Origin of the sequence: Mesorhizobium sp. M6A.T.Ce.TU.002.03.1.1, assembly GCF_003997275.1 — a bacterium.
Taxonomy (GTDB): Bacteria; Pseudomonadota; Alphaproteobacteria; order Rhizobiales; family Rhizobiaceae; genus Mesorhizobium; species Mesorhizobium mediterraneum.
Genome location: NZ_RZTI01000046.1, coordinates 1 through 25,895, shown reverse-complemented (window position 1 = coordinate 25,895; position 25,895 = coordinate 1). Strand labels below are relative to the sequence as shown.

Sequence of the window (25,895 nt, the reverse complement as noted above, 5' to 3'; positions counted from 1 at the left end):
CGCATACCTGGCTCCGAATGCGAGCGCCACCAGGGAAAAGACCGTGATCATGCCGCAAAGGCCAGGCTTGCCATGGTCGCGCTTGTCACCGTCGATAAAATGCCAATACCGATGACCGGCAGCGCATTGCCGCAAAAGCAGCAGATAAAGAAGGCTGAGACCACTTCGGCGCGGCGGTCGGCCGGCGCGATCTGGTTGACCACTTGCAGGCTGCCACGATAGCCGAGCGCTGCCGCGACGCCGCAGAACGCAGTCGCGGCGATCATGATCGCCATCGAAGCGAAGACCTGCGCCGCTACGATCAGTGCGACGGTCGGGATCATCAGGACCAGAGCCGCGAGCATGGTGCCGCGGCTCGAAAGGCGTGTCGTCGCCAAAATGGTGACGGCGGCCACGATCGCCAGCTCGAAGAATAAGGCGCCTGCCTCGGCATGATTGGTCACATGGAGCTGCTGTGCCAGGATGCTCGGTGCGAGCGCCGCGTAGAAACCGACCAGCGCCATGGCGCCGAAGCCGGTTACCGCTGGTGCCACGAACCCGGTGCGGATTTCACCAGGCACCGAGAACCGTGGCTGCATGGAGATATCGGCCAGTTTTCCCGGTTGTGAAATGGTTTCCCGCGTGCGCCAGACCAGCACCGTGACAAGGACGAGCACCGCAAGATAAACGACGAATGTCAGCCTTAGTGGCCACGGCGCATATTCAGCAAGCAATCCCGCCGCCAGCGCGCCCAGACCAAGACCCAGAAAATTGGTGCTGGTGGCAATGATGGCGGCGCGTGATTTGTCGTCGGCTGCGACCAACTCGGCGAGCCAGGCGGTGCCGGTTCCCGCACCGACGCCTATTCCCAGGCCGCTCAGAATCCGGGCGATGTCGAGCCACGCAACATTTTCGGCGAACAGGAAAGACAGCGCACTGACGACCGCCACCGCCATTGCCGCCAGGGCGGCCGGCCGGCGGCCGATGACATCGGATAAGCGCCCGAACATCAAAAGCGCCGCTAGGTTACCGATGACATAGACGGCATAGACTAAGGTAAGCGTGATCTGCGAGAAGCCGAACGCCTGTTTGTAGATGACGTAAAGCGGCGTCAGCACCGTTCTGCCGGCGAAAAGAACTGCGATCATGGCAGCAACGGCGGCCATTGCCGCCCTGCCGCCGAGCTCGTTATCGCGCGTCATGGCGATCATTTCGACCTCCAGTTGTCAGGGAATCGTGACGCTAACGCCTCTTTCGCGCCATGTGTTCCCCTCCCCGGACTTGCTTCTGATAAGTTTGACGCTATTGCCGGTGGCGCTGCGCAAAATCATCTTTTAACTTCAGCGCATTGGTAGGGAGAACCCATGGGCAAGGGACGGGTCGAGGCATTTACCGATGGCGTCATGGCCATCATCATCACCATCATGGTGCTGGAATTGAAGGTGCCGCATAGCCCGGATTTTTCCGCGCTGGCACCTCTGTGGCCCACCTTTCTCAGCTACGTGCTGTCCTTCATCTATGTCGGCATCTACTGGAACAATTTGCACAACATGTTCCACACCGTGCAGCGCGTCGATGGCCGCGTGCTGTGGGCCAATCTGCATCTGCTGTTCTGGCTGTCGCTGATGCCCGTGACCACCGCCTTCATGGGTGAAAACCATTTCGCGCCGGTGCCTGTCGCCGTTTACGGTGTTGTCCTGGCGCTTTGCGCGGCCGCCTACTTCATTCTGGTCGTCATGCTGCATCGGTTGCATGGCAACGACACTGCCTTCGCCAGAGCGGTAGGCACCGACCGCAAGGAAAAGATCTCGGTGGTCCTCTACATCGCCGCCATTCCGCTGACCTTCGTCAATCAATGGATCAGCGTCGCGCTCTATGTGCTGGTTGCCATGATCTGGTTCGTGCCGGACAAGCGGTTCGAAAAGCAGATCGAAAAATAGGTCTGCCTAGCCTCGCATCGCTTTCAGCTTTTCCGCCACCGAGGCAGCAAGATCGGCGTAGCGTTCCTCCAGCCGCTCGGCCGCCTTGATCACCGAAAAATCATGGCCGAATTTTTCCAGTGCCATGCGCAGCTTCTCGACGAATTCCGCCTGTTTTTCGAGCGCCGAAAACAGCGTCTTCACTTGCGCTTCGCTGATGTCGGGATTGGCAAGCATTTGCGGCACTTCGCGGCTCATCTGGTCGCCAGTAGCGGTCTGTTCTTTCAGGATCTCGATCCAGTCGGTCAATCGGTAAATCTCCTTTTTGTCAGGACAGCATGCGCAGCGCCTGCCGATATGGTCAACCCAAGGACGCCAAAGCGGGCTTGCGCGAGCCCCTCGCCGCGTTAAGTTCGGCGCAACTCGAAGAGGACACTATCGCCATGACCACCGACGCCGAAATCCAGAGCGCTTTGCCTGCCCTTGCCTCCGGCAACGCTGCCGTCATCACCGGCGGCGCCAGCGGCATCGGCCTTGCTGCGGCCAAGCGGCTGGCGGCGATGGGCCTGAAAATCGTGCTGGCCGATATCGGTGGCGCGCGGCTCGACGAGGCTGCCCGCGCCATTGCCACAATTGCCGGCGATAACGCGGTGCTTGCTGTCGCCACCGATGTTTCCAAGGCCGACGAACTAGACCTGCTGGCCGAAAAGGCATTCGGTACCTTCGGCGAGGTGTCTTTGTTGATGAACAATGCCGGGGTCGGCAACAATCCCGGCAAACCCTGGGAGAACCGCGACGCTTGGAAGCGGCTGCTGGACATCAATTTCTGGGGCGTCGTCCATGGCGTCGAGGCCTTCGCGCCGCGCATGCTGGCGGCCGGCAGGCCGGGCCTGATCGTCAACACCGGCTCCAAGCAAGGCATCACCACGCCGCCCGGCAACCTTGCCTACAACGTCTCCAAATCAGGCGTGAAGACCTTCACCGAAGGCGTGGCACACGCGCTGCGCAACGAGCCCGGCGCAAAGGTTGCGGCGCATCTGCTCATTCCGGGGTTCACTTTTACCGGCCTGACCGAGGGCGCGACCAAAAAACCCGCCGGTGCCTGGACAGGCGAGCAGGTGATCGACTTCATGCTGACCGCGCTGGTGCGTGGCGACTTCTACATCCTGTGCCCCGACAACGAGGCGACACGACCCATGGACGAAAAGCGCATGGCCTGGGCGATCGGCGACATCATCGAGAACCGCCCTGCTCTGTCGCGCTGGCACCCGGACCACAAGGACGCTTTCGCGGCGTTCATGGAAAGCTGACGCTTACGCCGCACGGCTCTTCGAGCCGCGCTTTTGCGCAGCGGCTTTCTTGACCGCCGCATCGGCGATCTTCTGGTCATGCCGTTTCGCCGCCTGTTCACATTTTTTGCGGATCTCCTCGACCTCGGATTCGGTCAGGTGTTCGATGCCGATAAAAGTATTGTGAGCTTTGCCGGCCCGGATCAACTCGTCGAGTTTCGTCTGAATCGCCGTGCCATCGCGGTTCTGGGTGTTCTGGATGAGGAACACCATCAGGAAGGTGACGATCGTCGTGCCGGTATTGATGACGAGTTGCCACGTATCGGAAAAGCCGAAAATCGGCCCGCTTATCGCCCAGGCCATGATGATCAGGCAGCAGATGGCGAATGTCGACGGCAGACCGGCGAGATGGGCGACGTAGTTGGCGATCTTCGTGAAACGCTTCTCTATCATGGCAGGGAGAAACAACCGGCAACCGCTCCGGGTTCCCTGAAAGGAGGGATTTCACGGAATTTCACGGACATAGCCGTGCACGCACCCGCAAGATCAGGGTATTTCGTTTTCCCAGCGGTCGAGGAAAACCTCGATGGACAGCGCCTGCATGTCGGGGACCGCCTTGGCCAGTTTCTCGACCGGCCAGTCCCACCAGGCAAGACGTTCGATCCGCGCGGCGATGTCCGCCGCGAAGCGTTGGCGCAATTGCCTGGCCGGAACGCCGGCGACAATCGCATAGGCAGGAACGTCGCGCGTCACCACCGCATTGGCGCCGATGATCGCGCCATTGCCGATGGTCACATCAGGCATGATCACCGCGCCATGGCCGATCCAGACATCGTGGCCGATGCTGACGGATTGCGCCCGCCGTCGTTCCCGGAAAGCCGCGTCGACACCCAGCCAGCGAAAATACTCGTTCGGGCGGTAGCTGACCTTGTGCTGGGTCAGCCGCTCAATCGGATGCTCCAGCGCGTTGATGCGGCTGTTGGCGGCGATCGAACAGAACTTGCCGATGGTCGTGTAGATCGCCTCGGCGTGGCGCTCGAAATAAGAGAAATCACCGACTATGACTTCACGCAAGATGACCCGCTCGCCGATCGAGGCGTATCGTCCAAGCTTGCACGCCTTCAACTCCGCGGTCGGATGGATACGCGGCTCGGGGTCTTTCAGGACGAGGTTTTCGGGACAGTCCATGCCGGCGCTTTACGCCGCCGCGAACGCTCTCGCAAGCCAACCACAGCGCCGCGCGCCCGTTTGGGCGCGCAAAGGACGCTGTAGCACTTCAAATTGCTATTTTGGCTTGCCGTTGGTCCACACCACGTTCTGGCTGTAGAGCGGCACGGTGGTGACCGACATTTTCGCCGAACCGTCCTGCACCTGGCGCGAGTGCGACAGATAGATCAGGGTCTCATTGGTTTTGTCGTAGATGCGGTTCACCACCTGCTTCTTCCAGATCAGGCTGATGCCCTGCTTGAACACCTCCTCGCCGGCCTCGCTCATGTCGATGTCGCTGATGGTGATCGGCCCGGTCTGGCGGCAGGAGATCGAGGAATCGGACGGATCCTCGAACCAGTTGCCCTTTTGCAAGCGATCGATCACGCCGCGGTCGAAATAGGAGACGTGGCAGGTCACGCCTTCGACCTTCGGATCCTTGATCGCCTCGACGATGATGTCGTTGCCGAGCCAGTCGACGCCGACCTTGCCGACCTCCTGGGCGAAAGCCGCACCAGCACCGATGACAAGGCATGCGGCCAAAGCGCCGCCGATCAGTTTTCGCCCAATCAGTCCTTGCAAGGAAGCCTCCTGCGGTTCGAGTTTTGCCGACCTCAGGTGGGACCGGCGGCAGCGCTTTGCAAGCGGATCATTTTTTGACAGGCATGCCGGTTGCGGCAACGCGACATCTTTGCGCGCGCGAGATCAAACCGTTAAGAGTGTTCGCCGAACAAGCTTGCGCCGATACGGCGCCAATGAAAATCACGACGGACACCCAATTGATGATGCGTTCGATACTGGTCGGCATTCTTGTCCTGATGGCAGCAGGCATCGGCTGGCTCACCTTCGACTGGTACCGCGGGCACTATGGCGGCGAGCCGTTCGGCGCGCCGTTCACGCTGGTCGACCAGAAGGGCGCTCCGGTCACCGAGGCTGCCTTTCGCGGCCACCCCAGCGTCGTCTTCTTCGGTTTCACCCATTGCCCGGAGGTCTGCCCGACCACGCTGTTCGAACTGGCCGGCTGGCTGAAGACGATGGGTGACGACGGCAAGAACCTGCGCGCCTATTTCGTCTCGGTGGACCCGGAACGCGACACACCCGAAATCATGAACGCCTATATCAGCAATTTCTCCGACCGCATCCTCGGCATCACCGGCGATCCTGACAAGGTCCACGCCATGGCCAAATCCTTCGGCATCTATTCGAAAAAGGTCGATACCGGCAACGGCGACTACACGATGGATCACACCGCGTCGGTGCTGCTGCTCAACGCCAGGGGCGACTTCGCCGGCACCATCGCCTATGGCGAAAGCTCGGACACCGCCATCGCCAAGCTCAAGCGGCTGGCGGCGGAAGGTTAGTGCATGATCCCGAAAAGTGGGAACCGGTTTTCGGACAAGATCATGCTCACAAAGAAAATCCGTTGATGACCCAAACGCGGCTTTATTTCACCACTGGAAAGATCGAGGCCGACCGTATCTTCGCGGCGTTCGAAGCAGCCTTTGAGGACGAGGGCCTGCCGATTGCCATCCTCGAAGTCGATGAGGATCGCGACATCCACGAAGTGTCGCTCTATGCCGACGGCGATGTCGATGCCGTCGAGGCGCGCGTGAAAGAGGTTCTTGCCGGGCTTGCCCTGTCGAGGCCGATTGCGCGCGAGCCCGTGCCTGATATCGACTGGGTGACGCGCTCGCTGGAGGGACTGAAACCGGTACGCGCCGGCCGTTTCTTCGTCCACGGCGCGCATGACCGCAGGAAGCGCCACAGCGGCGAGCTCGCCATCGAGATCGAAGCGGGCCTCGCCTTTGGCACCGGCCATCACGGCACCACCGCCGGCTGCCTCGAAACACTGGAACAGGTCGTGCGGCGCGAGCACCCGCGCAACGCGCTCGACCTCGGCACCGGCAGTGCCGTGCTGGCGATCGCGGTGGCCAAGCTCGCCCACATCCCGGTGCTGGCGACCGATATCGATCCGGTCGCCATAAAGGTCGCAGCCGCCAATGCGCGGCTCAACCACGTCAAGGCGCTCGTCGAAACGGCGACGGCGCCGGGCTTCCACCATCCGATCTTTGCCGCGCGCGGCCCCTTCGACCTCATCGTCGCCAACATACTGGCGCGGCCGCTGATGCGGCTGGCGCCCGAAATGGCCGGGCATGTCACCTTGGGCGGCTCGATCGTGCTATCAGGCATCCTCGACCGGCAGCGAGACGCAGTGATCTCGGCCTATGTCGGCCAGCGGTTCCGCCATGTCAGGACGTTGCACCGCGAGGGCTGGGTGACTATCCACCTCAAGCGGTGACGCGCAGCGCCTTCAAACGCAAGCAGCAAGTCGCTTAGACGTAGGGCGACCTTGCCGCCTTCCTCAGCTCTTCGCGATCGTAGCCGTGCGCTTTCAGCGTTTCGTCGTCAAAGCCAAGCAGAACGCCGCTCACATAGCGGCTCGCTTCGCGCTGGCGCGCTTCGATGAGAGCGTTCATGGCGCTTCGGAAAAATCCGCGTCTGGCTGAAATCGTGGACATGATGGTCTCCTTTGCAGTGCAATAAGAGTCGTTCCTCCACTCCAAAAAGGTAAGCTCTGCTGACCTATTTGAAAATCGCTGATTCTGCATGGCGTCTATGCGCAAAAGCGATGCTGCTGGACCAAATCCCGTCGGTTGTCAGGCGGCTGATGCTGTAGCACTTTGATCTTGCGCTGATTTTCTCCGAACCGACGATCAGCCCAGCAAAAGTCGATTCCGATTTTCGGGGTCATGCGCTAGGGTCGCGCCAGCATCCGAGGAGAGCCCCGTCATGTTCCAGACTTTTGATTCCGCCGGCGACCCAGCCGTCGGCAAGCCGCGGGTGGCGCTGCTGCGTCAATGGCTGGCGGCCAACGGCCTGGATGGCTTCATCGTGCCGCGTGCCGATGAGCATCAGGGCGAATATGTCGCCGACCGCTCGGCGCGGCTGAAATGGCTGACCGGCTTCAGCGGCTCGGCCGGCATCGCCATCGTGCTCGGCGGCCGCGCCGTCATGTTCGTCGACGGACGCTACACGCTGCAGGTGCGCCAGGAAGTCGATCTCGACATCTTCTCGATCGAAAGCCTGGTCGACAATCCGCCTCCCACTTGGATCAAGGACAATCTCGGCAAGGGCGTGCGGCTTGGCTTCGATCCGTGGCTGCAGACGATCGGCGACGTGAAAGCGCTGAAAGCTTCGGCCGAAAAATCGGGGGCGGTTTTGGTGCCGCTCGAGAAGAATCCAATCGACGCCATCTGGAAGGACCAGCCCGACCCGCCGCGGGCGCCGGTCGAGCTCCATCCGATCGCCTTTGCCGGCGAACTGGCCAAGGACAAGCTGGCGCGGCTGGCGTCGGCCATCGGCAAGGATGGCGCCACCCATGCCGTGCTGACCGACCCGTCCTCCATCGCCTGGGCCTTCGACATCCGCGGCGGCGACGTGCCGCATACGCCGCTGGCGCTCGGCTTCGCTGTGCTCGCCGCCGACGGGTCGCACCAGCTTTTCATGGACCAGCGCAAGTTTTCGCGCACCGTCGCGGCCTATCTGACGCAGCTCGCCGAATTGCACCAGCCCGGTGAATTCGAAGCTGTTATCGTGGCTCTGGCCAAGGGCGGCGCAAAAATCGCGCTGGACCCGGTGCTGGCGGCGGAGAAGCTCAGCATGCTGGTCGAGGACAATGGCGGCACCGTCATTTCAGCGCCTGACCCTGCCCGCATTCCACGCGCGACGAAAAACCAGGCCGAGATCAACGGCGCCCGCGCCGCGCATCGCCGCGATGGCGCCGCGGTGGCCAAGCTGCTCTGCTGGCTCGACCGCCAGAAACCCGGCAAGCTCGACGAAATCGCCGTCGTCACCAAGCTCGAGGAATGCCGACGGAGCACGGGCGAGGAAACGCAGATGCCGCTGCGCGACGTGTCCTTCGACACGATCTCGGGCGCCGGTCCGAACGGCGCCATCATGCACTACCGCGTTTCCCGCGCCACCAGCCGAAAGCTTCAGTCTGGCGAGCTGTTCCTGCTCGATTCCGGCGGGCAGTATCAGGACGGCACCACCGACATCACCCGCACTGTGCCGATCGGCAAGCCGACCGAGGAAATGCGCGAACGCTTCACGCTGGTGCTGAAGGGCATGATCGGCATTTCCATGCTGCGCTTTCCCCCGGGCACGCGCGGCTCCGAAATCGATGCCGTGGCGCGTCTTGCCCTGTGGAGACATGGCTGCGATTTCGCCCACGGCACCGGCCACGGCGTCGGCTCCTATCTGGCCGTCCACGAAGGACCGCAACGCATCGCCAAGACCGGCACTGAAAAGCTGCTGGCGGGCATGATCCTCTCCAACGAGCCGGGCTACTACAAGGAAGGCTCTTACGGCATCCGCATCGAGAATCTCCTCCTAGTGACGCCAGCCGAGCAGATAGAGGGCGGCGACATCGCCATGCATGGCTTCGAGACGCTGACGCTGGCGCCCATCGACACCAGGCTGGTGCGGTCCGACCTTTTGACGCGTGACGAGTTGCATTGGCTCGACCAATATCATGCGCGCGTGCTGGCCGAGATCGGACCAATGCTCGACGGCGAGATGCTGGCATGGCTGGAAAAGGCAACCGCACCGCTGCCGCACGACCAGAAGTCGTGATTTTCACAAAGGCGTGTAGCAGGTTTCGTCTATCCGACGAACTGCCGGGCGAGGATCAGCACGGCGGCACCGGCCAAAAACATCGCCATAAGCCCGCCGCGCAGCGAGACCAGCCCGGCGACGATCAATGCCGCCCATTCCGTCGGCCCGGCGCTCAGCGCTGCCGGCGCGACCAGAGTGGTCAGCACCGCCGCCGGCACCGCATTCAGCCCGGCCTCGACGCGCGGATGGATGTTTTCGAAGCGCGAGATGACCAGATGGCCGCCGATGCGGGTGAGATAGGTGGCGATCGCGCCGGCGATGATGATCCACAGGGTTGTGCTCATGGCCGCGCCTCCACACCACTGTGGTGCGGCGGCAGGATGACGGCGAGCAGCACGCCGGCCACGGCGCCAATGGAGACGTGCCAGGGCGAGCCCACCGTCTTGTAGGCTATGATGGAGGCAGCAGCACTGGCGACGACCACCGGTAGCCACAGTGGCCGTTTGCGAAAGCTCATGACCAGTCCGAGAAAATAGATCGGCAGCAGGAAATCGATGCCCAGCGCATGCGTATCGGGAATGAGCTTGCCGAACATCGCGCCGAGCGCGCTTTCGGTTACCCAGAACACATAGACCGGCAGTCCCAGCCCCATGTACCAGGCGAAGCCGACCGTCTCGCCGGCTTCCGCCTTACGCTCAGCCACCGCGAACTGCGGATCGGTGAGCAGGAAATAGCCTACCGCTTGCTGGATCAGCGGCCAGTGCGCGATGCGCCGGCCGATACCGGCGGAATAAAGCACATGGCGGAAATTCACGGCGAAGATCGACAGCACGATCAGCCATGGCGCGACATGCTGCCCGAACAATTCGATACCCACCATCTGGCTCGCGCCGCCGTAAACCATGGCGCTCATCAGGACGGCTTCGAGCACCGAAAAACCATTGTCGACGGCAAGCGCACCGAACAGCAGTCCAAACGGCGCCGCCGCCACCACGACGGGCATGCTGAGCCGCACGCCTTGCCAGAAATCGCTCTTCGCGCGGTTTTCGGAGATTGCTTCCGCCGACATCAGCCACTCCTTGGGACCATTCTTTTGGAGAAAGGTCGTATGTAGGGAGCGCCACTTGCCTTGTCACACCAATTCGCTTGAGCCAAACGATCAGCGGAAATGATCGCGCAACCATTTTGCACGTTCAGGCCTGCATCATCGGTCCGGAGCTTAGTCCACCGGGACTTGGCCTTCGATCGCCCTGCCCCAGTCGAGCAGCGGCTTGGCCCGCATGGTGAAATCGACGAGTTCGTCGACCAGTGCCGCACTGTGGATTCCCGCAGGGTCGATCTCGTGCCGGACTACGAAATGCCGATTGCGGATGGCGGCCACGAGGTCGATGTCGGTGACATGCTCGAAGCCACGCGGTGTGCGCTTCATGCAGCCTTCCGGATCAAGTTCGAGACGGTTTTGCTTCAACGCCTTGATCAGCGCTCGGAATTCACCCGGCCGTGTCCCGATGGCTTGGCGCATCGCCAGCAAAAGCGCCGGCCCGGGTTGCCACCAGGCAACGGCGGCAAAGCAGCGCTCAAGCCCGATATAGACGAACAACACGCCCTGTTCCATCTTGGTGCCGTCAGGCGAAAGAATTGCCGACAGATGCCGGTTATAGGGTCGTTTATCCTTGGCGAAACGCACGTCGCGGTTGATCCGGAACAGCGACTTCTTGCGATCGCCGCGCAACCCCAGCCCCACTACAGCGAAGCGCTCGGAGAGCGTTTCGACCAGATCGCCGAAAGGATCGCGCAACTCGCTTTCGAAAAGGTCGCGGTTCTCGACAAACCACTCCCGGCGCTGATGAAAATTGAGCGCCTTGAGGAAGGGAATTGCCTTTTGGCCGAAACCGTTGAACGCAGCGGCCGTCATCCGCCCTTGCCGATCCGCACGAACCACGCATCCTCGTCGATCACTTCGATACCGAGCTCGGTGGCGAGCTTGAGCTTGGAGCCCGCACCTGGTCCGGCAACGACGAGATCGGTCCTCTTCGACACCGAGCCGGCGACCTTGGCGCCGAGCTTTTCGGCCATTGCCTTGGCCTCGTCGCGCGACATTTTCTCCAGCGCACCGGTGAAGACCACCGCCTTGCCGGAGACCGGCGACGACACGCCACCGACTGGCTCCTCGTCGAGCACTGTTACTTCCGCCAGCAATGCGTCGAGCGCCTGCCGGTTATGGTCTTCAGCGAAGAAGTCAACCACCGCTTCGGCCACGATCGAGCCGATGCCGTTGATGCCGTTCAACTCCTGCCAGGCGGCGTTGCCCGGGTCGCCCTTGCCGGCCGGCATGACGGCGCTTTGCCCGGTTTCGCGGAAATCGGCAAAGGAAAGGAAATGGCGGGCCAGCCGTTTGGCGTTGGTCTCGCCGATGTGGCGGATGCCGAGCGCATAGAGGAAGCGCGAGAACTCGACCTGCCGCCGGTCGTCGATTGCCGCGAACAGCTTGCGCACCGAGGTCGCGCCGAAACCGTCGACATTCTCGAGCTTGGTCAGCGATGCTGCCTGCCGTGCCTTCAGCGTGAAGATGTCGGCCGGCGAATAGATGCGCAGCGACGGATCCTCGGCATGGAAGAAGAACTCAATCTGCTTCTCGCCCAGCCCCTCGATATCAAAAGCGCCTCGGGACACGAAATGGCGCAGACGCTCCACCGCTTGCGCGGGGCAGATCAAACCGCCTGTGCAGCGCCTGACCGCTTCACCCTCCTCGCGCACGGCGTGGCTGCCGCAGGCCGGGCAAAGCACTGGGAATGCATATGGCATGCTGTCGGGCGGCCGCTTTTCCATGACCACGTCGATGACCTGCGGAATGACATCGCCAGCACGCTGGATGCTCACCGTGTCGCCGACGCGAATGTCACGGCCTTCGCGGATCGGCTGGCCGCTATTGCCGATGCCCTTGATGTAGTCCTCATTGTGCAGCGTCGCGTTGGTCACCACGACGCCGCCGACCGTCACCGGCACAAGCCGCGCCACCGGCGTCAGCGCGCCGGTGCGGCCGACCTGGATGTCTATGCCGGTCAGGATCGTCGTCGCCTTCTCGGCGGGGAATTTGTGCGCGATCGCCCAGCGTGGCGAGCGTGACACGAAGCCCAGCCGCTGCTGCAGCTCAAGGCTGTTCACCTTGTAGACGACGCCGTCGATGTCGTAGCCAAGTGTCGCCCGGTTGGATTCAATCAGCCGGTATTGTTCGAGCAGCCCTTCGACACTATCGAACAGCTTCATCAGCGGATTGACCCTGAAGCCAAAGCGCTCGAACGCTGCCACCATGCCCATCTGCGTGTCGGCGGGCATGGCGTTCACCGCGCCCCAGGCATAGGCGAAAAACCGCAGCGGCCGGCTGGCGGTGATCGAGGTGTCGAGCTGGCGCAAGGAGCCTGCCGCCGAGTTGCGCGGATTGGCGAAAACCTGCTTTCCGGCGTCGGCATTGCGGCGATTGAGCTCGGCGAAATCAGTGAGGCGCATATAGACCTCGCCGCGCACTTCCAATACTTCGGGAAAATCCCCCGAAAGCACATTGGGAATCTCAGCGATGGTGCGGGCGTTGGCTGTCACATCCTCGCCGACCTGGCCGTTGCCACGCGTTGCTGCCGTCACCAGCCGTCCCGCCTCGTAGCGCAGCGACAGCGACAGGCCGTCGATCTTCGGCTCGGCCGTCATGGCCAACGGCGCGTCGGCACCGAGCCGCAAGAAGCGGCGAATGCGGCCGACGAAATCGATCACGTCGGCATCGGCAAAAGCGTTGTCGAGCGACAGCATCGGAATGGCATGGACGATCTTGCCGAATTTCTCCGAGACCGCCGCCCCGACTTTCCGTGACGGCGAATCCTCGCGCACAAGATGAGGAAAACGCTGCTCGATGGCGAGATTGCGCCGCCGCAGTGCGTCGTAGGCGGCGTCCGAAATCGTCGGCGCATCTTCGGCATGATAGCGCAAATCATGGCCGGCGATTTCCTGCGCCAACCGCTTCAGCTCGCTTGCTGCCTCGCTTTCATCAAGCGAATCGACAGGTTTTTCGGACATGCACTGCTCCTCGACGCATGATCCCGAAGCTCGGAACGATCTTCGGAAATGACTATGCGCAAAATCAAATTGCTACAGCGTCCTTTGCACGTCCGAAAGGACGCGCGGCGCTGTAGCGGCGGCGCCACAATAGATCAGGATTTTCCCGCAAGGGAGCCAGATCGTGAGAAAATCATTCCGGAACAGCAGCATGGAGCCACATCCTGACTCGATCCATCTCGCTGAGGAATCTCCGCTATGCTGCGGTGTTCTCCCGCAGCAGACGCTCGGCCGCCGCGCGTGCCTCGTCGGTGATCGTCGCTCCAGCCAGCATCCGCGCGATCTCTTCCTGACGCGCTGCCCGGTCCATCTCGGCGATACCGGTGGCAACCCGGTCGGCGCTGCCGGATTTGGAGATCAGGAAATGCGTCGCCGCACGCGCCGCCACTTGCGGCGCGTGGGTGACCGAAAGCACCTGCACGCGCTTCGACAATCGCGCCAGCCTTTGGCCTATAGCGTCCGCAACCGCGCCGCCAACCCCAGTGTCGATTTCATCGAAGACCAGGGTCGGCGCCGAGCCACGGTCGGCCAGCGCCACCTTCAGCGCCAACAGGAACCGTGAAAGTTCGCCACCGGAAGCGACCTTCATCATCGGGCCCGGTCTTGTGCCGGGATTGGTGCGCACCCAGAACTCGACCTGATCGATGCCGTCTTCCATTCGGCTCTCGGCCTCACTTGCCATCTCGACGATGAACGCGGCCCGTTCGAGCTTGAGTGCCGGCAGTTCGGCCATCACCGCCTTGGTCAATCCGACCGCCGCCGCATGGCGAAACGACGAAAGCTGTGCCGCGGAAATGTCGTAGGTCTCGCGGGCGGCGGCGGCTTGCTTCTCCAGCCCATGCAGGCGCTCCTCGCCGGCGTCGAGGTCGGCGAGATCGGCCGCCATCGTGTCACGCAGTTGCGCCAGATCGTCGACCGCCACACTGTGCTTGCGTGAGGCGGCACGCAGCGAAAACAGCCGCTCTTCGGCCTGCTCCAGCCTCCGCGGATCGTATTCGGTGGCGCGAAGTGCCGCTTCGACCCCCGACTGTGCCGCGTCGAGCGACAGCATCGCCTCATCGAGCGATTTGACCACGTCTTCGAGCAAGCCGGGCGCCTCGGTCACCTTGCGCTGCAGTCGCCGCAACAGGCTGGCGAGTTGCGGCAGGGGCGAGGACGGGCCCGAGAGTACATCCTGTGCGTCGTGGATTTCCGATGCGATCTTTTCCGCCCGCATCATCGAGGCGCGCAATTCGGCTAGGTCGGCTTCCTCGCCGGGCTGGGGATCGAGCTTCGTCAATTCGGCGACCGCGGCGCGTAGATAGTCGGCCTCGCGGCCCGCCGCTTCCACCTTGGCGCGGTGTCGCGAAAATTCCTGCTCGCAGGCCCGCCAGTGCCGCCATGCCTCGCCGGTCGCCCGGGCCGCGCCGAGATGGCCGCCAAAACTGTCCAGCAATTCGCGATGGGCACCGGGATCGACCAGGGCACGCTCGTCATGCTGGCCGTGGATCTCGACCAGCGCGTGACCGACGTCGCGCATCAGCGTCACGCTCGAAGGCTGATCGTTGACGAAGACGCGGGTACGGCCGTCTGCCGTCTGCACGCGGCGCAGGATGATGTCGCCATCGTCCTCGATGGCGTTGTCGGCAAGCAGCATGCGGGCAGGATGGTTGCGCGGCACGTCGAACACGGCGATGACCTGGCCCTGTGCCGCGCCATGCCGCACCAGCGAAGCGTCACCGCGGGCGCCAAGCGCCAGCGACAGCGCGTCGAGCAGGATGGATTTTCCAGCGCCGGTTTCGCCGGTCAGCACCGAAAGGCCGGACGAGAAGTCGATGTCCAGCTTCTCGATCAGAACGATATCGCGGATCGACAGTCTGGAAAGCATGGTGACGCGCCGCTCAGGCGCCGGTGATCAGCTTCCCGGCCTTGGCGATCCACGACCCGGCATTCTCGCGCGGCTCGAGCCCACCACTCTGCAGGAGCTTGTAGGAATCCTTATACCACACGCTGTCGGGATAGTTGGTGCCGAGCACAGCCGCGGCAGTCTGCGCCTCCGATGTCAGCCCCATCGCATAGTAGCTTTCGGTAAGGCGCGCGAGCGCCTCCTCGACATGGCGCGTGTTGGAATAGGTCTCCACCACGTTGCGGAACCGCTTGACGGCGGCGATATATTCACGGCGCTCGAGATAGTAGCGGCCGATCTGCATCTCCTTGCCGGCGAGCTGGTCGTTGGCGAAGCGGATCTTTTCCTTGGCGTCATCGACATACTCGGAATCGGGCCAGCGCGTCACCAGATCCTGCATCGTCTGCACGGTCTGACGCGCTTCCTTCTGGTCCTGGGTGACGTCCCTGATTTGCCGGTAGTAGCTCAGCCCGATGATGTACTGGGCATAGGCGGCGTCGTCGGTCGAGGGATAGAGCGTGAGATAGCGCTTGGCCGAACCGATCGCCTCGCTGTAGTTGCCTTGGCGATAGTCGGCAAAGGCGCCCATCACCATCGATTTGCGGGCATATTCCGAATAGGGATGCTGGCGGTCGACCGCACTGAATTTGCGGCTCGCCTCCTGCAGGCGCCCGGCATTCAGATTGGCGAGACCCTGATTGTAGAGAACGTCGGCCGGCTCGGTCTGCTCGACATAGGTCGACAGGTCGACATCCTTCTCGGACGACATGCAGGCCGACAGGAACAGCGATGGAACAACCACCGAAAGCGCCAGGAAAACAGACCGATGCGGCGCTTTCGATTGACCAATTCGCTTGAAAAACATGATTGGATTCCGCCCTTTCGGCGTCATTTCAGTCGTCATTCGCTCTGGGGCAGCAGCCATAAACCATAACCGCCGTGCCCGGCAACGCTATCCCCGGCCAATCGCACATTTTTGTGGCGGCTTGGCGCGGCCCGCGCACTTACATGATTTCGCCGGCCAATGATGCATTCCTGCAACACAGGCCGGCGGCTATAAAACCCGAAAAACGTTAAGAATCAGATCATCCAGGGCGCGTAAACGTGCGCATGGACGGCGCTCATATCGGCCGCACGACCGCGCTCGCGGCGTGTCGTCTCGACGATCTCGAACGCCGAACGGTCCGACAAAAGGCGGCGCAACGCTGCCGCGTTCAGCCTGTGGCCGCCGCGATACGAACGGAAGCAGCCAATGAACCGGGCGCCGGCCAGCGCCAGATCGCCCATGGCGTCCATCGTCTTGTGGCGCACGAACTCGTTGGGATAGCGCAAGCCTCCCATATTGATCACGCGGTTGTCGTCACCGATCACCAGCGAGTTTTCCAGCGAGGAGCCAAGCGCATAGCCGGCTGCCCACAGCCGCTCGACATCCTTCATGAAACCAAAGGTACGGGCCCGCGCGATATCGCGGCGGAAAATGTCGGCGTTCATGTCGGATGCGAAGAGCTGACGGCCGATCGCCGGGCTTTCAAAATCGATCTCGATCTCGAAGCGCGTGCCGTCATAAGGCCTAAACTCCGCCCAAGAGGCACCGTTCTCGATGCGAACCGGCTTGACGACACGGATATAGCGGCGCTTGACCGGCAGCGTGTCGATGCCCGCCTCGTCGATTGCCTCCACGAACGCCATGGCGCTGCCATCAAGGATCGGAACCTCGCGGCCATCGATCTCGATGACGACATTATCGATGCCGAGCCCGAAAAGCGTGGCCATCAGATGTTCGACGGTGGCGATATGCTCACCTGCCGGGTCGCCGAGCATCGTGCAGAGATCGGTGGCGCCGACTTCGGAAACGAGCGCACGGAACTCACGGCCCTCGCTTCCATTCGAAAGCTGGAACACGACACCCGTATCGGCGTCCGCCGGCAGGAAATGAACGGTAACGGAATTGCCGCTGTGAACGCCGGTACCCGTCAGCGTCGCACGCGATTTAAGTGTCGTCTGATAGTCGTGCAAAACAAACCCCTTAGCCCACACTGCCTACGTCCGCTTCATTAGCCCGAGGGCGCGGCTCTTTGATCGGCAGGCAGGGCAGTTCCCCCGAATCCCGGCAAACCGACATTGCTCGGGGCGAAGATAGTGGTCCGGCAAGAAGTCTCCAAATCACGGTTTCTTACTCACTGTAACCGCGAGCCGAAGCGGATCTGGTCTCGTAACACCCTGTTTTGCAACTGCTTTTAACGCTAACAGGCAAACAATCTCTTGTCTGCCTGTTAACAATTGTTACGGACCGTTAACAGGTCAATTGGCCTGGCGGCGCAGGAATGCTGGAATCTCCAGCTGATCGTCTTCCTGGACAGCCCTGCCCTGCGGCGTCAGCCGGCCTTGGTCGTCCAACTGGCCGCGACGCGGCGCGTAAAGCTGCGGATCCTGGCTGGCAAGGCGGCGCACTTCGGGTGCCGCCTGGCGCAGTTTCGGCTCGCGCGGCTGCGCCGGCTGCAGTCGTGCAGGCTCCTCTTCGCGGCGGGTAAGGCCGTTCGTCAGGCGCTTGAGCAGTCCCATCGGTCCGCTGTTCTCATGGTCGGCCGGGCGGCCCTTGGCTTCCACTTCGGCTTTCACCACCGGCGGGAAATCCTCGACGCGCGGCATGCGCTGGGGTGCTGCGGCTACCGGTTGAAGCATCTCGCGCTGTGGCGCAGGCTGCATCACTTGCTGAACCATTGGCTGCACCATCGGCTGCGGCTGAGCCGGCGGCGCCTGGAAGATCTTGCTCTGCGGGCGGAAATCTTCCGCCTGGGCGGCCGGCGCGGGACGCGCCATCGCCGCGGCATTCGCCTCGGCAAGCTGGATCGCCTCAGCTACAGGATCGGCGGCGCGTGGCTCGTAGCCTCCTTGCTGGACAGGCGCCGGACGGCTTTCCGTGACCGGAGCGGCCGGGCGGCTGACCGGCTTTGGCGGAGCCGTGCGGATGGCGATCGGCGCGGCGGCGATGTCAGCCGCCGATTTGTCGATGCCGGTAGCAACCACCGAGACGCGGATAACGCCTTCGAGATCCTCGTCGAACGTCGCACCCAGGATGATGTTGGCTTCCTGGTCGACCTCCTCGCGAATGCGGGTCGCCGCCTCGTCGACTTCGAACAGGGTCAGGTCGCGGCCGCCGGTGATCGAGATCAACAGGCCCTTGGCGCCCTTCATCGAAGTCTCGTCGAGCAGCGGGTTGGCGATCGCGGCTTCGGCGGCGGCCATGGCGCGGCCCTCGCCGGAAGCTTCGCCCGTCCCCATCATCGCCTTGCCCATCTCGCGCATGACCGAGCGGACGTCGGCGAAGTCGAGATTGATCAGCCCTTCCTTGACCATCAGGTCGGTGATGCAGGCGACGCCGGAATAGAGCACCTGGTCGGCCATGGCGAAAGCGTCGGCGAAGGTCGTCTTGTCATTGGCCAGCCGGAACAGGTTCTGGTTGGGGATGACGATCAGGGTGTCGACGCATTTCTGCAATTCCTCGATGCCCAGATCCGCCGTCTTCATGCGGCGCTGCCCTTCGAAATGGAACGGCTTGGTGACGACGCCGACGGTGAGAATCCCCTTCTCACGGGCAGCGCGTGCAACGACCGGCGCGGCCCCCGTGCCGGTGCCACCGCCCATGCCGGCCGTGACGAAGCACATATGGGTGTTGGAGAGATGATCGATGATCTCGTCGATGCATTCCTCCGCCGCCGCGCGGCCGACTTCCGGTTGCGATCCCGCACCCAGGCCCTCGGTGACATGCGCGCCGAGCTGGATCAGGCGATCCGCCTTGGACATGGTCAGCGCCTGTGCGTCGGTATTGGCCACCACGAACTCGACGCCGCGCAAGCCGGCGGTGATCATGTTGTTGACGGCATTGCCGCCGCCGCCGCCGACACCGAACACGGTGATACGCGGCTTGAGCTCGGTGATGTCCGGCTTCTGCAGATTGATGGTCATTGTCTCCGTCCTTTGCCTTTCCCGCCGCTTCGCCGCCGCGGCCGCCTATGGGGCTGTCCCCGTCAATTTAAAAACTGTCTCTCAACCACTGACTCATTCGATGCAGTTTTCCGCCCGTTCCGGTCATCCTGAGACCAGAAATTCCTTTCGCCGGATGGCTCTCGAAATTCGCCATCTGCGGATAGATCAGAAGCCCGACCGGCGTCGAGAAAGCCGGTCCCTTGGCCGCCTCGGGCAGCCCCGCCACGCCGAGCGGACGGCCAATGCGCACATTACGTCCGAGAATGCGGCGCGCCGCCTCGGGCAGGCCGGAAAGCTGGCTGGCACCGCCGGTCAGCACGACGCGCTTGCCGACGGCATTGCCGTAGCCGGATCTGTTCAGCCGATCACGCAACAGTTCGAGCGTCTCGTCGATGCGCGCCCGGATGATGCGTGTCATCACCGAACGCGGTATCTGCAGCGGCATCTCGCCATCCTCGCCGATCGGCTGTATCGAGACCAGATCGCGGTCGTCGGCACTGCCGGGCAGCGCCGAGCCATGCATCACTTTCAGCCTCTCGGCGGCGTCGAGCGAGGTCGACAGGCCCTTGGCCATGTCCAGCGTCACATGGTTGCCGCCGATGGCGATGGCGTCGCCATGGACGAACTTGCCTTCCGAAAAGACCGAGATCGTCGTGGTGCCGCCACCCATGTCAATGCAGGCTGCGCCCATTTCGAGTTCGTCGTCGACCAGTGCGGCAAGCCCGCTGGCATAGGGCGTCGCCACCATGCGCTCGACCGACAGGTGCGAACGGTTGATGCAAAGCTCCAGATTGCGCAAGGGCGCCGCGTCACCCGTCAGCACATGCATATCGACGCCGAGCTGGTCGCCAACCATGCCGCGCGGATCACGCACGCCGCGCTCGGCGTCCAGCGAAAAGCCGACGGGAAGCGAATGGATCACCTCGCGCTCGGCCCGGAGCGCCTGCTTGGCGCCGGCGGCAAGCACGCGCTTGATGTCGGCCTCGTCGGCCTCATGGCCACCGAGGTTGATGGTTGCCGAGAAGCTTTCGCTCTTCAGCCGACCGGCCGTCATGTTGACGATCAGTGAATCGACGGTCAGGCCGGCCATGCGCTCGGCGGCGTCGACGGCGAGGCGGATGGCGTGCTCGGCCCTGTCGAGATCGATGACGACGCCCGACTTCACACCTTGCGATTTCTGGTGGCCGATGCCGATCACCTGGATGCGATGCGAGCGCCCGCGCAGCAGATTGCCGTCCTCGCGTGGCTTGAGCTTGGCCACCACGCAGCAGACCTTGCTCGAGCCGACATCCAGCACCGTCATGATGCCGGATCGGCGCGACGAGGCATCGCTGTTGCCGCCAAGCCAGCTCATATTTTCGTCTCCGCCTTGCGCTTCGGCATTTTCGGCTTTTCGTTGAGCGCGGCCTGGCGCTGCGTCGCCGCCTCCGGCGTCAGCTGGACGACGAGGCGATCGGAAAGGCGCATGTCGACGGCGGCGATGTCGCGCGTCAGCAGCCCGTTCTCGTGGTCCATCCTGACTAGATCGGCGATCGCCTGGTCCTCGCCATCCTCGGGAAGCTTGACCGTGATGCCGTTCTCCAGCTTCAGGTCCCAACGCCGTTCGCCGATGCGAATATAGCCTTTGACCCGCGCAGCAAGCTCTGGATATTTCTTGACCCTGGCCAGGAAATCCGGCGCCTTGGCCGGCGCGCCAGTGCCGACGATCAGCGGCAGCAGCGCCTGCTTGCCGCCGGAGAATGGCGCGATCACGGCGCCGGACCGCTCGATCACGGAAAGCTCGCTGCCCTGCTGCCAGAGCGCGAAAGGCTCTCGCTCCTCGATGCGCACCTCCAGCGTGTGCGGATAAACCTTGCGCACCGCCGCAACCTCGACCCAGGGCAGCGTGGCTATGCGTTCTCGCGCGGCTTCGACATCGAAGCCGATCAGCGACGTCCAGCCATCGAGCTGCATCCTATCGAGAATATCGATCTCGGAGGTTGCGCGGTTGCCAACGACCTTGATCTGGTCGACGGCAAACCCGGTGCGGGCGGTGATGCCCTGGACGATGCCGTCGACATGTCCGCCGAGATAGGCGCCATAGGCACTGCCCGATACGAGCAGCGCCGCCGACAGGATGGCCGCGGAAAACGGCGGCACCTCGAAGTCGTCCTCGCCCAGACGCGCCAGCACGCGCGCCGGCCGGCGAAGCAGACGCGGCAGCACGAAATGGTCGAATGACAACGACACACCGAACAGCGTCGGCCCGGCCGCGCCCTTCCCCTTGCCCTGTCCCCACCTCAACGCAGACACGAAGCGTCCTCCACCATCCAACTCAACAAATCGCCGAACGAGTGTCCCGCCTGCGCAGCGATTTCAGGCACCAAGGATGTCGGCGTCATGCCCGGCTGAGTGTTGACTTCGAGCCAGACAATTTCGCCGTTCTCGGAGTGTCGATCATCATAACGGAAGTCCGACCGGGAAACGCCCCGGCAGCCAATAGCTTGGTGAGCCTTGAGCGTCAGTGTCTGTATTTTTTGGTAAATATTCGGTGAAATTTTTGCAGGGCATTCGTGTTTTGATCCGCCCGCGACGTATTTTGAATCATAGTCGTAGAAGGAATGGCCGGTCGGAATGATCTCGCAGACACCGAGCGCCACGTCGCCCATCACCGCGCAGGTCAACTCCCGCCCGTGCACATAGCGCTCCACCATGACGGTATCGCCATACTTCCAGTCGGACGAACCGATGACCTGCGGCGGATGCGACTGGCCTTCGTGCACGATGACGACGCCGAAGCTCGACCCTTCATTGACCGGCTTGACGACATAGGGCGCCTTCATCGGGTGCTTGTTCTGGATGTCGAAGCGATTGACCACCTTCGATTCGGCAACCGGGATGCCGACAGACTTGGCGATCTTCTTGGCCTGCTCCTTGTTCATCGCCAGCGCCGAAGCGAGCACGCCGGAATGGGTGTAGGGAATGGCAAGATATTCGAGGATGCCCTGGATGGTGCCGTCCTCGCCGAAAGGGCCGTGCAGCGCATTGAAGGCAACATCAGGCTTGAGCTCGGCCAGCACCGATCCGACATCGCGCGAGACGTCGACGCGAGTGACCTGGTAGCCTTCCTTCTCGAGCGCATCGGCACAGGCATTCCCCGAAGACAGAGACACGGGCCGCTCGGACGAGAATCCACCCAGAAGGACGGCCACGTGCTTGCTTTTCATTTCCCGTCATTCCCTCTCACGGCGGGCCCTCTCACGGCGGGTCTGCATCTCACACGACCCGGAAAGGGCCACACACTCAAACGCTCGGAGCAGTCTCTGCTCCCATGATTTTCGCAACATCGCTTCCAGAGTCTCCCGTAGGTTGCCCCCGGACGGAAAACGCTGGTAACGCGTCGAAACGACTCAAATCAGGAAACGCTTCAGGGCAGAGAATCAGAGAGTTGATTCGCTGGCAAGTCCTTACGATTCCGAGAGATTCACTTTCCGCAAAAACGGCAGCGAAAACTGTGTTGTGAGTCTTTACAGCAACTGTCCCAGGAACTCCTGGACCTCGTGCCCCGGCCGGAAATTGCCGATGCGCTTGATTTCCCAATGCAGCCGGATGCCCGAGTTTTCGAGCACACGCGTGCGCACCGTCTCGCCAAGATATTCGAGGTCGTAGCCGGTCGCGGTTCCCGTGTTGATCATGAAGTTGCAATGCATCGGCGACATCTGCGCGCCGCCGATCATCAGTCCCCGACACCCCGCCCTGTCGATCTCCTTCCAAGCCGAGGTGCCCTCCGGATTCTTGAAGGTCGAGCCGCCGGTCTTTTCGCGGATCGGCTGCACGGTCTCGCGATGGTGCTGGACAGCATCCATCGCCGCCTTGATCGCGGCCTTGTCTTCCAAAACGCCTTCGAGCACGGCCGATGTGAAGATCAGCCCGGCGGGTGCTGCCGAATGGCGATAGGCGTAGCCCATATCGGTGTTGCTCAGCGTATGCACATTACCCTTGCGGTCGAGCGCCCGCACCTCGACGACGCGCTCGCGCGTCTCGGCGCCATTGGCGCCGGCGTTCATCCTCAGCGCGCCGCCAATGGCGCCCGGAATGCCGTGGTAAAAATCAAAGCCGCCGATACCGGCCTGGTAGGCAACGGCCGCAACGCGCTTGTCGGGCGTGGCAGCCCCCGCCTTGATCGTGGTCGGCGCAATCACTTCGGCTTCGCCAAAGCCCTTGGCCGAAAGCCGGATGACGAAGCCCGCAATGCCGCCGTCGCGGACAAGCAGGTTCGAGCCGACGCCGACGATAGTCAGCGGTATCTCTTCGGGCACCGCTCTAAGGAACGCGGCGAGATCGTCCTCGTCGGCCGGCTGGAACAGTGCGTCGGCAAGTCCGCCGGCGCGAAACCAGGTGATCTTGTCCATCTCGGCATTGGGCGTGATGCGGCCGCGCAGGCCGGCAAGCCGGCCGCCAAGCTTGTCGATCAATGCCTGGCCGCGCATCATGAGGCCGTCCCGCCGAGTTCCTTGGGTAACGCGTAAGCCCATTGCGTGATGTTGCCGGCGCCGAGGAAGACGATGAAATCGCCCGGTTTCGCCAGGTCGCGGACAACAGGCGCAATCGCCGCGGGACCTTCGATGTAGCGCGCGTCGCGATGGCCGCCGGCGCGGATGCGCGACACCAATGCGTCGGACGTCACCCCGTCGATCGGCTCTTCGCCTGCCGCGTAGACCGGCGCCACCATCACTGTGTCGGCATCGTTGAAGCAGACGGAAAACTCGTCGAACAGATCATGCAGCCGGGTAAAGCGGTGCGGCTGGGCAATGGCGATGACGCGGCCCTTGGTGGCATCGCGCGCCGCCTTCAGAACCGCCGTGATCTCGACCGGATGGTGACCGTAATCGTCGAATATTTCGACGCCGTTCCACGAACCGGTACGGGTGAAGCGCCGCTTGACGCCGGCGAAGGACGACAGGCCCTTCCTGATTGCCTCGGCCGAAAGCCCGAGCTCATGCGCGACGGCGATCGCCGCGGTCGCATTAGAGACATTGTGACGGCCGGGCATCGGCAGGCGCAGGCCCGATATCGTCGACTGGCCGCGGGTCTTGCGGTCGCGGATCACCACGTCGAATTCCGAGGTCGGGCCGTCCATCCGGTGATTGGTGAAACGCACATCGGCCTGCGCATTCTCGCCATAGGTGATGACGCGCCGGTCCTCGATGCGGCTGACCAGCGCCTGCACCTCCGGATGGTCGGTGCACATGACGCCGAAGCCGTAAAACGGCACGTTCTCGACGAACTGGCGAAAGGCTTCGCGCACCTTGTCGAAGGAGCCGTAATGGTCGAGATGCTCGGGATCAATGTTGGTGACGACGGCAATCTCTGCCGGCAGCTTCAGGAACGTGCCGTCGCTCTCGTCGGCCTCGACCACCATCCATTCGCCGTCGCCCATGCGGGCGTTGGTGCCGTAGGCATTGATGATCCCGCCATTGATCACGGTCGGATCAAGCCCGCCAGCTTCGAGCAGCGTCGCCACCATCGAGGTCGTCGTCGTCTTGCCATGCGTGCCGCCGATGGCCACCGCCTGGCGGAAGCGCATCAGTTCGGCCAGCATCTCGGCGCGACGGACGATGGGAAGCAGTTTCTCGCGCGCGGCCTTCAGCTCCGGATTGGATTTCTTGATCGCCGTCGAGACAACAACCACTTCGGCATCGCCGATATTATCGGCGTGATGGCCGACAAAGCACTCGATGCCCTTGTCGCGCAGCCGCTGCACATTGGCGCTGTCGGCCTGGTCGGACCCTTGCACCTTGTAGCCGAGATTGTGCAGCACCTCGGCGATGCCGCTCATGCCGATACCGCCGATGCCGATGAAATGCACAAGGCCGATCGTCTCCGGCATCTTCATGCGTGCGTCTCCTTCCTGAAGTCCGATACGCTTTTCTTCGACGCAATAGCCTCTGTCAGATCGGCGAGCAACCGTGCCGCGTCCGGTTTTCCGGCCGATTTCGCCGCCGCGGCCATTGTGGTCAGCCGCTGTGGATCCTCCATCAGCGCCCCGACGAGCACAGCGATACGCTCGGACGAAAGCGAAGATTGCTGATGCACTTCGGCGCCGCCTGCCGCGGCCAATGCCGCGGCATTGGCCGCCTGGTCGTGGTCGAGCGCGTGCGGATAGGGCACCAGCAGCGCCGGCCGGCCGATCACCGCGATTTCCGATACGGTCGATGCACCGGACCGCGACATCACCAGATGCGCCGCCGCGATGCGCGCCGCCATGTCGGTGAAGAAGGGTGACACCTCAGCCTCGACGCCAAGGGCGGCATAGGCCGCCTTCACCCGCTCGACATCGTCGGCGCGGGCCTGCTGCGTGATATCAAGCCGCTTGCGTTGTGCGTCGGAAAGCAGTCCAACCGCCGCCGGCACGACATCGGAAAAGAACTGTGCGCCCTGGCTGCCGCCGAACACCAGAAACCGGAAGCGCTGGTTTCCGGTCGAGGCCGTGTAAGGCGTCTTTGCCGCCTCCAGCACTTGCGGCCTAACCGGATTGCCTGTGGTCACCGTCTTGGCGCCTGCAGCGCTTGAATCTTCCGGCAAAAACCCGCCGGCGATGGCATCGACGCGGCCGGCGAGCGCCCGGTTGGCGCGCCCCATCACCGCATTCTGCTCGTGGATCAGCGTCGGCACCTTGCGCCGCGTCGCCGCATAGAGCGGCGGCAGCGTCGGATAGCCGCCGAAACCGACCACGACGGCGGGCTTGATCCGGCCGATGACGGCGGATGCCTGCCGCACGCCGCCCCAGATTTTCCAGAAGGCGGCGAGCACCGCAAAAGGATTTTTCGAGCCGATGGTTGCCGACTGGATCGGATGGATGCCTGCGGCCGGAAACTGGCCGGCAAAACGCTCGGCGCGGTCATCGGTGGCCAGATGCACCGTCCAGCC

Annotated in this window: 25 protein-coding genes; 5 read left to right on the top strand and 20 right to left on the bottom strand. The window is 62.9% G+C overall.

Annotation, left to right across the window (positions count from 1 at the left end; genetic code table 11):
* Positions 1-47: 47 nt before the first annotated feature.
* Positions 48-1,190 (bottom strand): MFS transporter, encoded by a 1,143-nt coding sequence (locus EOC93_RS15815; RefSeq protein ID WP_127205076.1) that lies wholly within the window; start codon positions 1,188-1,190, stop codon positions 48-50.
* A 153-nt stretch (positions 1,191-1,343) separates the two neighbouring features.
* On the opposite strand from EOC93_RS15815, the gene EOC93_RS15810 reads away from it, so the two are divergent.
* On the top strand, positions 1,344-1,919 hold the full coding sequence (locus EOC93_RS15810) for a TMEM175 family protein (RefSeq protein ID WP_127205075.1): 576 nt from the start codon (positions 1,344-1,346) through the stop codon (positions 1,917-1,919).
* 6 nt (positions 1,920-1,925) lie between these two features.
* On the opposite strand, the gene EOC93_RS15805 is transcribed toward EOC93_RS15810, so the two are convergent.
* A complete protein-coding gene (locus EOC93_RS15805) occupies positions 1,926-2,207 on the bottom strand; it encodes a hypothetical protein (RefSeq protein WP_029351415.1) in 282 nt (93 codons plus the stop codon).
* 134 nt (positions 2,208-2,341) lie between these two features.
* Between EOC93_RS15805 and EOC93_RS15800 the strand changes: the two genes are divergently transcribed.
* Positions 2,342-3,208, top strand: coding sequence for an SDR family NAD(P)-dependent oxidoreductase (locus EOC93_RS15800; RefSeq protein ID WP_127205074.1), 867 nt, complete (start codon positions 2,342-2,344; stop codon positions 3,206-3,208).
* Between the two features lie 3 nt (positions 3,209-3,211).
* Here EOC93_RS15800 and EOC93_RS15795 read toward each other — a convergent pair whose 3' ends face one another.
* The 3 genes from EOC93_RS15795 to EOC93_RS15785 all read right to left on the bottom strand — a co-directional run bounded on the left by EOC93_RS15795 (position 3,212) and on the right by EOC93_RS15785 (position 4,975).
* On the bottom strand, positions 3,212-3,640 hold the full coding sequence (locus EOC93_RS15795) for a low affinity iron permease family protein (RefSeq protein WP_164547170.1): 429 nt from the start codon (positions 3,638-3,640) through the stop codon (positions 3,212-3,214).
* A gap of 93 nt (positions 3,641-3,733) precedes the next feature.
* Positions 3,734-4,375, bottom strand: a complete 642-nt coding sequence (locus tag EOC93_RS15790) for a DapH/DapD/GlmU-related protein (protein ID WP_127205073.1) — start codon at positions 4,373-4,375, stop codon at positions 3,734-3,736.
* Between the two features lie 96 nt (positions 4,376-4,471).
* Positions 4,472-4,975 carry a CreA family protein gene (locus tag EOC93_RS15785; RefSeq protein WP_127205072.1) on the bottom strand — a complete coding sequence of 168 codons (504 nt, stop codon included), beginning with the start codon at positions 4,973-4,975 and terminating at the stop codon, positions 4,472-4,474.
* Between the two features lie 200 nt (positions 4,976-5,175).
* On the opposite strand from EOC93_RS15785, the gene EOC93_RS15780 reads away from it, so the two are divergent.
* Both EOC93_RS15780 and EOC93_RS15775 read left to right on the top strand, forming a co-directional pair.
* The gene (locus tag EOC93_RS15780; RefSeq protein ID WP_127205086.1) at positions 5,176-5,754 is read left to right on the top strand and encodes an SCO family protein; all 579 of its coding nucleotides are present in this window, start codon (positions 5,176-5,178) and stop codon (positions 5,752-5,754) included.
* Between the two features lie 65 nt (positions 5,755-5,819).
* Positions 5,820-6,692, top strand: coding sequence for a 50S ribosomal protein L11 methyltransferase (locus EOC93_RS15775; protein WP_127205071.1), 873 nt, complete (start codon positions 5,820-5,822; stop codon positions 6,690-6,692).
* Positions 6,693-6,726: 34 nt separating this feature from the next.
* Here EOC93_RS15775 and EOC93_RS15770 read toward each other — a convergent pair whose 3' ends face one another.
* Positions 6,727-6,912 carry a hypothetical protein gene (locus EOC93_RS15770; RefSeq protein WP_095483353.1) on the bottom strand — a complete coding sequence of 62 codons (186 nt, stop codon included), beginning with the start codon at positions 6,910-6,912 and terminating at the stop codon, positions 6,727-6,729.
* A 271-nt stretch (positions 6,913-7,183) separates the two neighbouring features.
* On the opposite strand from EOC93_RS15770, the gene EOC93_RS15765 reads away from it, so the two are divergent.
* Positions 7,184-9,028, top strand: a complete 1,845-nt coding sequence (locus EOC93_RS15765) for an aminopeptidase P family protein (protein ID WP_127205070.1) — start codon at positions 7,184-7,186, stop codon at positions 9,026-9,028.
* Positions 9,029-9,057: 29 nt separating this feature from the next.
* Here the strand turns inward: EOC93_RS15765 and EOC93_RS15760 are convergent, their stop codons facing one another.
* The 14 genes from EOC93_RS15760 to EOC93_RS15695 form a co-directional block, all read right to left on the bottom strand.
* Positions 9,058-9,354 (bottom strand): AzlD family protein, encoded by a 297-nt coding sequence (locus EOC93_RS15760; RefSeq protein WP_095483346.1) that lies wholly within the window; start codon positions 9,352-9,354, stop codon positions 9,058-9,060.
* On the bottom strand, positions 9,351-10,079 hold the full coding sequence (locus tag EOC93_RS15755) for an AzlC family ABC transporter permease (RefSeq protein WP_126105896.1): 729 nt from the start codon (positions 10,077-10,079) through the stop codon (positions 9,351-9,353). Before EOC93_RS15755 ends, EOC93_RS15760 begins: the two co-directional genes overlap by 4 nt.
* A 150-nt stretch (positions 10,080-10,229) precedes the next feature.
* A complete protein-coding gene (locus EOC93_RS15750; protein WP_127205069.1) occupies positions 10,230-10,925 on the bottom strand; it encodes a TIGR02453 family protein in 696 nt (231 codons plus the stop codon).
* Positions 10,922-13,075 carry an NAD-dependent DNA ligase LigA gene (gene ligA / locus EOC93_RS15745; RefSeq protein ID WP_127205068.1) on the bottom strand — a complete coding sequence of 718 codons (2,154 nt, stop codon included), beginning with the start codon at positions 13,073-13,075 and terminating at the stop codon, positions 10,922-10,924. Before ligA ends, EOC93_RS15750 begins: the two co-directional genes overlap by 4 nt.
* 235 nt (positions 13,076-13,310) lie before the next feature.
* Entirely contained in the window at positions 13,311-14,981 is a 1,671-nt protein-coding gene (recN, locus tag EOC93_RS15740) for a DNA repair protein RecN (RefSeq protein ID WP_127205067.1), read from the bottom strand.
* Positions 14,982-14,994: 13 nt separating this feature from the next.
* Positions 14,995-15,864, bottom strand: coding sequence for an outer membrane protein assembly factor BamD (locus EOC93_RS15735; RefSeq protein WP_127205066.1), 870 nt, complete (start codon positions 15,862-15,864; stop codon positions 14,995-14,997).
* Positions 15,865-16,079: 215 nt separating this feature from the next.
* Positions 16,080-17,015 carry a UDP-3-O-acyl-N-acetylglucosamine deacetylase gene (gene lpxC, locus EOC93_RS15730; RefSeq protein WP_127205065.1) on the bottom strand — a complete coding sequence of 312 codons (936 nt, stop codon included), beginning with the start codon at positions 17,013-17,015 and terminating at the stop codon, positions 16,080-16,082.
* A gap of 285 nt (positions 17,016-17,300) precedes the next feature.
* The gene (gene ftsZ, locus EOC93_RS15725; RefSeq protein WP_127205064.1) at positions 17,301-18,965 is read right to left on the bottom strand and encodes a cell division protein FtsZ; all 1,665 of its coding nucleotides are present in this window, start codon (positions 18,963-18,965) and stop codon (positions 17,301-17,303) included.
* Positions 18,966-19,032: 67 nt separating this feature from the next.
* Entirely contained in the window at positions 19,033-20,340 is a 1,308-nt protein-coding gene (ftsA, locus tag EOC93_RS15720) for a cell division protein FtsA (protein WP_095483339.1), read from the bottom strand.
* A complete protein-coding gene (locus EOC93_RS15715) occupies positions 20,337-21,278 on the bottom strand; it encodes a cell division protein FtsQ/DivIB (protein WP_127205063.1) in 942 nt (313 codons plus the stop codon). The genes ftsA and EOC93_RS15715 overlap by 4 nt, the downstream gene beginning before the upstream one ends.
* Positions 21,266-22,192 (bottom strand): D-alanine--D-alanine ligase, encoded by a 927-nt coding sequence (locus EOC93_RS15710; protein WP_127205062.1) that lies wholly within the window; start codon positions 22,190-22,192, stop codon positions 21,266-21,268. Before EOC93_RS15710 ends, EOC93_RS15715 begins: the two co-directional genes overlap by 13 nt.
* 300 nt (positions 22,193-22,492) lie before the next feature.
* Positions 22,493-23,458: a UDP-N-acetylmuramate dehydrogenase gene (gene murB, locus EOC93_RS15705; protein WP_127205061.1), complete on the bottom strand. Its 966-nt coding sequence runs from the start codon at positions 23,456-23,458 to the stop codon at positions 22,493-22,495.
* Positions 23,455-24,861, bottom strand: coding sequence for a UDP-N-acetylmuramate--L-alanine ligase (gene murC / locus EOC93_RS15700; protein ID WP_127205060.1), 1,407 nt, complete (start codon positions 24,859-24,861; stop codon positions 23,455-23,457). Before murC ends, murB begins: the two co-directional genes overlap by 4 nt.
* The coding region (locus EOC93_RS15695) for a UDP-N-acetylglucosamine--N-acetylmuramyl-(pentapeptide) pyrophosphoryl-undecaprenol N-acetylglucosamine transferase (protein WP_164759155.1) at positions 24,858-25,895 on the bottom strand (1,038 nt) is incomplete at its 5' end. The genes murC and EOC93_RS15695, both read right to left, overlap by 4 nt.

What these genes read in the sequence shown, in the direction of transcription:
- EOC93_RS15750 (WP_127205069.1), bottom strand. Translation starts at nt 10,925, where the DNA reads ATGACGGCCGCTGCGTTCAACGGTTTCGGCCAAAAGGCAATTCCCTTC.
- murB (WP_127205061.1), bottom strand. Translation starts at nt 23,458, where the DNA reads ATGATGCGCGGCCAGGCATTGATCGACAAGCTTGGCGGCCGGCTTGCC.
- EOC93_RS15765 (WP_127205070.1), top strand. Translation starts at nt 7,184, where the DNA reads ATGTTCCAGACTTTTGATTCCGCCGGCGACCCAGCCGTCGGCAAGCCG.
- EOC93_RS15790 (WP_127205073.1), bottom strand. Translation starts at nt 4,375, where the DNA reads ATGGACTGTCCCGAAAACCTCGTCCTGAAAGACCCCGAGCCGCGTATC.
- murC (WP_127205060.1), bottom strand. Translation starts at nt 24,861, where the DNA reads ATGAAGATGCCGGAGACGATCGGCCTTGTGCATTTCATCGGCATCGGC.
- EOC93_RS15735 (WP_127205066.1), bottom strand. Translation starts at nt 15,864, where the DNA reads ATGTTTTTCAAGCGAATTGGTCAATCGAAAGCGCCGCATCGGTCTGTT.
- EOC93_RS15800 (WP_127205074.1), top strand. Translation starts at nt 2,342, where the DNA reads ATGACCACCGACGCCGAAATCCAGAGCGCTTTGCCTGCCCTTGCCTCC.
- ligA (WP_127205068.1), bottom strand. Translation starts at nt 13,075, where the DNA reads ATGTCCGAAAAACCTGTCGATTCGCTTGATGAAAGCGAGGCAGCAAGC.
- recN (WP_127205067.1), bottom strand. Translation starts at nt 14,981, where the DNA reads ATGCTTTCCAGACTGTCGATCCGCGATATCGTTCTGATCGAGAAGCTG.
- EOC93_RS15795 (WP_164547170.1), bottom strand. Translation starts at nt 3,640, where the DNA reads ATGATAGAGAAGCGTTTCACGAAGATCGCCAACTACGTCGCCCATCTC.
- EOC93_RS15780 (WP_127205086.1), top strand. Translation starts at nt 5,176, where the DNA reads ATGATGCGTTCGATACTGGTCGGCATTCTTGTCCTGATGGCAGCAGGC.
- EOC93_RS15760 (WP_095483346.1), bottom strand. Translation starts at nt 9,354, where the DNA reads ATGAGCACAACCCTGTGGATCATCATCGCCGGCGCGATCGCCACCTAT.
- EOC93_RS15810 (WP_127205075.1), top strand. Translation starts at nt 1,344, where the DNA reads ATGGGCAAGGGACGGGTCGAGGCATTTACCGATGGCGTCATGGCCATC.
- EOC93_RS15710 (WP_127205062.1), bottom strand. Translation starts at nt 22,192, where the DNA reads ATGAAAAGCAAGCACGTGGCCGTCCTTCTGGGTGGATTCTCGTCCGAG.
- EOC93_RS15815 (WP_127205076.1), bottom strand. Translation starts at nt 1,190, where the DNA reads ATGATCGCCATGACGCGCGATAACGAGCTCGGCGGCAGGGCGGCAATG.
- EOC93_RS15775 (WP_127205071.1), top strand. Translation starts at nt 5,820, where the DNA reads ATGACCCAAACGCGGCTTTATTTCACCACTGGAAAGATCGAGGCCGAC.
- EOC93_RS15755 (WP_126105896.1), bottom strand. Translation starts at nt 10,079, where the DNA reads ATGTCGGCGGAAGCAATCTCCGAAAACCGCGCGAAGAGCGATTTCTGG.
- ftsA (WP_095483339.1), bottom strand. Translation starts at nt 20,340, where the DNA reads ATGAGCTGGCTTGGCGGCAACAGCGATGCCTCGTCGCGCCGATCCGGC.
- ftsZ (WP_127205064.1), bottom strand. Translation starts at nt 18,965, where the DNA reads ATGACCATCAATCTGCAGAAGCCGGACATCACCGAGCTCAAGCCGCGT.
- EOC93_RS15770 (WP_095483353.1), bottom strand. Translation starts at nt 6,912, where the DNA reads ATGTCCACGATTTCAGCCAGACGCGGATTTTTCCGAAGCGCCATGAAC.